We start from the raw sequence: 6843 nt of genomic DNA, 5'->3' as shown, positions 1-6843 counted from the left end.
GTTGATGTTACATCTTTCTTCCATTGATCTTCCGCAGGGTATTTAGGACTGTTTGGATCATTTGGATTGATTGGATCTGTTGGTTTATGTGGATCGTTTGGTCCAACTGGAGTTTCACCGTGTTTCAAGGTTACTGTCCAAGTTTGATCAACAGATGCATCTGTGTCATAAGTAGCTCCTGCTGGGAACTCATCGCTTACAAGAACGTAACCACGATCTTCATAGTACTTAATCTTAGCTGCAGTTGAGTAGTCAATAGCTTCACCAGATTTACCACCTACTTGATCATTTTCAAGTGTTTCACCAGTATTTTGGTCTACGTACTTGATAATAGCTTTTTGTTCTGCCTTACGGTAGACAACAGGTGTATCAGATCCTGGATCATTAGGAGTTACACTTGGTGTATCCGTCACATAACCTGGGATGACTGGAGTTGGAGTCTTGCCACCCTTAGTTGGATCTTGTGGATCATTGTTGTACTGTGGAGTTGGTGCACTTGGAATTTTGTTTCCTTCTGGATCAACTGGAATGATCTTACCAAGCGGTTTATAAGTAACCTTATCCGTAACTTCTGGTTGATCTGGAGTAACTGTCTTAGATCCAGCTTCCTTCTTATCAGCGTAGTAACCTGTAACTACTGGAACTTTAACTTTGCCATAATCATGACTAGTTTCAGTCCATATTGTTGTACCATTAGCTTGATTCTTCTTACCTGTGAAAGTATAGTCACTTTGAACATCATCAGACGGTGTAGCTGTTCCTGCACCTTCAAATGTTACTGTCTGTTTGGTTGGTTTAGTCACATCATTTACGATTGGTACATAGATGATTGGTGTATCTCGTGAAATACGATCTGGATCACTTTCATCATTTGGTTCAATCGTTTTATCAACTATATTGTAACCCCAAGCTTGAGGTTGTTCTTCCTTAATTTTATATCCAGCTGGAGCATCAGGAATTTTAGTTTCTGCTGCCTCTTTAGGATTTAACGGATTATTTTCATAAGTCTTAGATACTGAACCTGGAATAACATTTCCCGCTTCATCTACTTGGATAATTTTTCCTAATGGTTTATATACAACGTGATCTGTTGCTTCTGGTTGATCTGGAGTTACTTTCTTAGATCCAGCTTCCTTCTTATCGGCATAGAAATATTCAACAACTGGAACTGTTTCTTTGCCATAAGTGTGACTAGGTTGATTCCATGTTGTCGTACCATTTTTTTGTTTACCAGTAAAGGTGAAGTTATCTTGAACCTTATCAGCTGGAGTATTATCTCCTGCTCCTTCAAACGTTACCGTTTGTTTAGTTGGTTTTGTAACTTTAGTTGTTTTTGGTACGTAGATAATTGGTGTATCTTCACCTGGTTTTTCAGGAGTGATTGGTGTTCCTGGAGTTACTGGTTCACCTGGTTTAGTTGGATCTTGTGGATCTGGAAGATGTGGTTCATAACCTGGTACATCTGGAACAACTGGTTGACCTGGTTTAGTTGGATCCGTTGGATCATTTGGATACTTCACTCCTGGTTTTGATGGGAAGTTTGGATCGTTTGGTGTCTCTGGTTTTGGAACCAAGTTTCCAAGTGGTTTGTAAGTTACAGTTTCTTCAAGATTTTCTTGAGTAACTGTCTTAGAAGCAACACTTGCTTTATCAGCGTAGTAACCTGTCAATCCTGGTGTTGGAACTGCATCATAGTTAGCCTTATTCGCTGCCCATGGTTCAGTAGGGTTAAGAACTTCACCTGTCACCTTATCAACATTTAAGGTACGTGTCCATTGTGCATTTTGAACCTTATCAGCTGGGGCAGTTGCCTTACCGTCTGATACCACATAATGAACAGTTGACGTTACATCTTTCTTCCATTGGTTTTCCGCAGGGTATTTTGGACTCTTTGGATCATTTGGATTGATTGGATCTGTTGGTTTATGTGGGTTATTTGGTCCAACTGGAGTTTCACCGTGTTCTAATCTAACTACGAATTCTTGATCAATGTTTTCATCATCATCAAATTTCTTTTGATCTGCAGTTGAGTTTGTGAAACCATCTTCTACAAGTTTGTAACCTTTATTAACAAAATCAGCAATCTTAGCTGCAGTTGAGTAGTTAATAGCTTCACCAGATGTACCTTCAACTTCATCTTTTGCTAATTCCTTATTATTATCACTTGTATCAATGTATTTGACAATAGCTTTTTGTTTTACTTTTTTATAGACAACAACTGTTTCATAGACACCCAAATCAGATTTGGCTACAATATTACGCCAATAAGTTTCTGAAACGGTACGTTTACCTGCTTGAGCATCAATAAGCGTTTCTGGTGCATTGCTTGAATCATATGAAACAGAAACTGAATCAGCTTTAGCCCCAGCTACTAATCCTGGAACATTACTTGACTTGATTTCTGCTTTATAGCCTTCGAGTTTTGGCGAAGCGATAGTACCATAATTATAAGTACCTGAATTTGTTCCATCAACTTTCCAACCAGTATCAGCTATATGATCTCCATCAATATCAGAAATGTGATACTTAGCCTTACTGTAGGCAGCTAAGAACTCATCACCATTAGTAACACTTGAATTTTTTAAAATCTTTTTAAAGCCTTCTTGGTCAATAGAGACATCCAAAGTACGCTTCCATTCTGATGACTGGATAACATCTTTTTTAACTGGAGTTCCATCTTCGTAGACATATTTGATGACATTTTTATGAACACCAGTCGGGTTGATTTTTGATCCATTTGATACCCAAATATTTTGACGGTTATCACCTACCGGGTCAATACCATAAGTCCTATCTGTGGCAACAACTCCCCCAGTAGAAGAACCTGTTGGTACAGATGTGGCATTAGCAGGTTCTATGTGTGCTCTATTATTTTGGAAACCAGCAATAGACATAGATCCGCCCTGGATATTCATCCAAACAGAACTCTGTTTATTATGACTTTGTGCATCCCTACCATCCTTGTTCATGGAATAAACCGTATAGGTCCCAACACCTGCATTATTTGTTGGACCATTAAATTCGATTCGGTTCCCTGAAGCTTCTAATTTATTTGAGATATAAAGAATATTTCCGTGGCCAATATCCTGTGGATTGTTCCCTTGAGGAATAGTTATTGGTAGTTTCCCGGTAATTTCACCTGCTGATGTACCATCTGATTTTGTGTATCTCATAAAGGAAACATATAGCGGATTATTAAACTGGAAATAAGTGTTTGTACTAGCTCCCAATGCTACTGAGATCAACTCAGCATAGTAGTTAGTATTATCATCTCGAATATCTACAATAGAACCCTTATTCGCTTGAAAAACTGGTTCACTCTTGCGACCATTCCTAGAATCAAGGGAAATCACATCATCCCAGGCATTATCTCCACGATTGTCCATTTGCACACGGAAAGTAGCAAAGTCATCTACAAGAATCTTACCGTTCTCATTTAGACCGATATAGTTATATCCGTCATAACTTCCAGACGGACCACCGCCGCTCTTAGGCCCTTTGCCTACAGAATGGAAGGTATTGTTTGAATGTTTTCCAAAGACTACTCTTGAATCATTTCCGAAATCAAGGGCAACACCACGACCTTTATTTTCAAAGCGAACTTTGGCATTTTGACCTGTGACAAGTTCTGAGTGATTTCCCATCATAATCCCATCACGGCCATGAAATTCAAAAGTTCCACCATCGCCAATAAGAACTCGACTCGGTCCATTTTTTCTACCGTGGTTACCTGCAACATATCCACCGTAACGATCCTTATCAGTGATACCATCAGCTGGACGATTTACACCAATTGAAATCCCTTGTCCGATACTAGTATTCAAGACTAACTTAGAATCCTTACCAGTTTCCACGGTCCCACTATCAGCCATGAAAATACCAGCATTATGGTAGCGAGCATTTTCAGATCGATTGTCAGTGTTCATGTTAATAGTAAGGCTACCTTTATCTTTTACACTGACCTTAGCTCCACTTTCAAGAGTGATAGCATCCCCTTGAGAAGAGCGATTAAGCGTTAAACTAGCTCCCTCAGCAACTGTTACAGATTTAGCATCGTGAATATTTGACTCACGACGTTGGTCTGAACGGCCAGCAGCTCCGACATTCCGTTGTACGTGTTGAGTTTGACCATTTGCAGCTTGATAACTGTCACTAACTGTTGAAGTTGTATTTCCTTTGATAACAACATTTGTGTTACCACCACCACCATAAAGTGATGAACCCTCACTTGTCACATTTTCAAATGTAACTGTATTTGAACCACTAGTTCTTGATAGTTCAATTGGACCTCTAGAGTTTGCTGAAGCAATCTTAAGGTTTTTAAGATTTAGTTCCCAGCTAGCTCCAGTCAACTCCAAGGTGTGTGACAAGAGTTCAAGACGAGCATTGTCGTCCTTACCTTGGATAGTAACTGGGCGAGATTGTGCACTAATGGTAGTTTTACGGTCTACAGAACCAGGATTTCGGCTATCTGTGTTACCATTGTCACCTTGAGCTACGATATCACCATTAACAGTGATTTCGCTTACATTTTCATCCTCTAAGGCTGAAACAAACTCACTCCAATTAGATACTTCTCGTTTATCTTCTGAAGTAGCTCGACGTGTACGCGTTGAACGGCGTGCTTCAGCTGGAGCTTTATCAGTAGACTTATCATCTTTGTCAGCAACTTCAGCTGGAGCTTTGTCAGTAGACTTATCGTCTTTTTCAGCAACTTCAGCTTTAACTTCAGTTGCTTTCGCCGTTTCTTCACTCGATTCTTTCGCTGGTGCTTCTGACTTTTCAGATTTTGGACTCTCGATTACAGGTTTTTCAGAATCTGAAGAAACTTCAGTTGTTTCTGGTGTTACAACAGCTTTATCTTCTACTGTTGATTTTGAATCGGCAGTTTCTAGTGATAGAGCAGACTTATCTACTACTGTAGGTTTTGATTCAGAAGTTCTTGGTACTAAAGATTCCGATGTACTTGTTGAACTTTCTGGACTAACAGATACTACGGAGGTGAGCAATGTTTCTGAAACATTTACCTCATCAGCACTAGCAACTTGTCCACTCAAAAAGAAGGCAGTTCCTAAAAGAACAGAGGCTAAACCAAAACTATACTTACGTAAAGAAAAGCGTTGACGCTCATTAAAATGAAACTTCATAGTAATCTCCTTTTTACTTTTTCTTAAACTTTAGTATATCACTATATTTATAAAAATCAAGTGTTAGCGGTTACTTTTTACTAAAAAACGTATTACACGAACTAAATTTATTATTTTTTTACATCTCTTATCGCAAGCTTAGTAATTCTTTAAGAAATAGAATTAAAGGAACAAACATCCATCTAGTGATGTATTTCAGCCCTACTATGAGAGATTTATCCATTTTTATATTCATACAACTTATTTAACAGTATTAAAAAATTTTAGTAAATATTTTTTACTGAGATTTATAGTTTTATCTTTTAGTTTTTCAACAAATCCTTCTATCTCTGGATATAAAAATGGAGAGAACAACGACTGTCCTCTCCAGATGTTATAGTAGATTGAAATAAGGTATGAACAAATCGATTAGGAAAGTCAAACTAATTTCTAGAAATATTTTTAGCAGTCTTAGTGTCCTGTTCTAGATTCGTTTTACTATAGCTTTTTTCAACACTACAGTTGACAAAGAGCCAAAAAACCGTAAGAATTTCTTCTTACGGTTTTTCTAGCAAATTCATAGAATTGAGATTCTCAGTTTTGCTTTATTTGAGTAATTTCTTACTCTTCTTCCTCACATTTTTTAGCGAAGAGGAGTCCGCCTGTTGCTGCTGCAAGAAGTGCTAAAGCAAGTGAAGCGCTAGATTGTTCTGTACCAGTATTTGGCAATTCTTTCGCTCCTGCTTTCTTAGCTGGTGCTTGAGCAGGTGAATCTTGGTTAGCAGCTGGATTACCTGCTACTGAACCATCTGATTTCTTAACTGTCTTATCTGCTGGGATAAAGGCTGTGGTGCCATCTTCAAAGGTTACAATTACTGATCCGTCTTTGTTAACCTTGATATCTTTCGCAGTTGGGTTAGATTTCTTAACTTCATCTGCTATCTTAGCTTTTTCTGCATCAGTCAAGTTGCTTGGATCTGTAACTGGTGTTACTGATGGATCCTTAACGACTTTATCAGCTGATTTCTTAACTGTCTTATCTGCTGGGATAACCGCTGTTGTACCATCTGGGTATGTAACAGTTGTTGTACCATCTTTGCCAACTTTAACATCAGTTACGGTTGGGTTAGATTTCTTAACTTCGTCGGCTATCTTAGCTTTTTCTGCATCAGTCAAGTTGCTTGGATCTGTAACTGGTGTTACTGATGGATTTGTAACTACTTTATCAGCTGATTTCTTAACTGTATTATCTGCTGGGATAACGGCTGTTGTACCATCTGGGTAAGTTACAGTTGTTGCACCGTCGTTGCCAACTTCTACCTTACTTACTGTAGGGTTAGATTTCTTAACTTCGTCGGCCACTTTAGCTTTTTCCGCATCAGTTAAGTTGCTTGGATCTGTAACAGGAGTTACTGATGGATCCTTAACTTCTTTATCATCTGATTTCTTAACTGCCTTATCTGCTGGGATAACCGCTGTTGTACCATCTGGGTATGTAACAGTTGTTGTGCCATCTTTGCCAACTTTAACGTCAGTTACGGTTGGGTTTGATTTCTTAACTTCGTCGGCTACCTTAGCTTTTTCTGCATCAGTCAAGTTGCTTGGATCTGTAACTGGTGTTACTGATGGATCCTTAACGACTTTATCAGCTGATTTCTTAACTGCCTTATCTGCTGGGATAACCGCTGTTGTACCATCTGGATATGTAACAGTTGTT

2 protein-coding genes are annotated in these 6843 nt (G+C 38.7%); both read right to left on the bottom strand.

What is annotated here, in order from left to right; translation table 11 throughout:
* A partial coding sequence (locus QEZ38_RS09615) for a mucin-binding protein (RefSeq protein ID WP_281335777.1) occupies positions 1-5147 on the bottom strand: 5147 nt, incomplete at its 3' end.
* 600 nt (positions 5148-5747) lie between these two features.
* Positions 5748-6843 (bottom strand): MiiA motif-containing surface protein (locus tag QEZ38_RS09610; RefSeq protein ID WP_281335776.1); only part of this gene is annotated, 1096 nt, incomplete at its 5' end.

The organism is Streptococcus taonis (assembly GCF_029948085.1).
Taxonomy (GTDB): Bacteria; Bacillota; Bacilli; order Lactobacillales; family Streptococcaceae; genus Streptococcus; species Streptococcus taonis.
The sequence above is the reverse complement of the archived record's forward strand: the minus strand, read 5'-3'. Positions and strand labels throughout refer to the sequence as shown.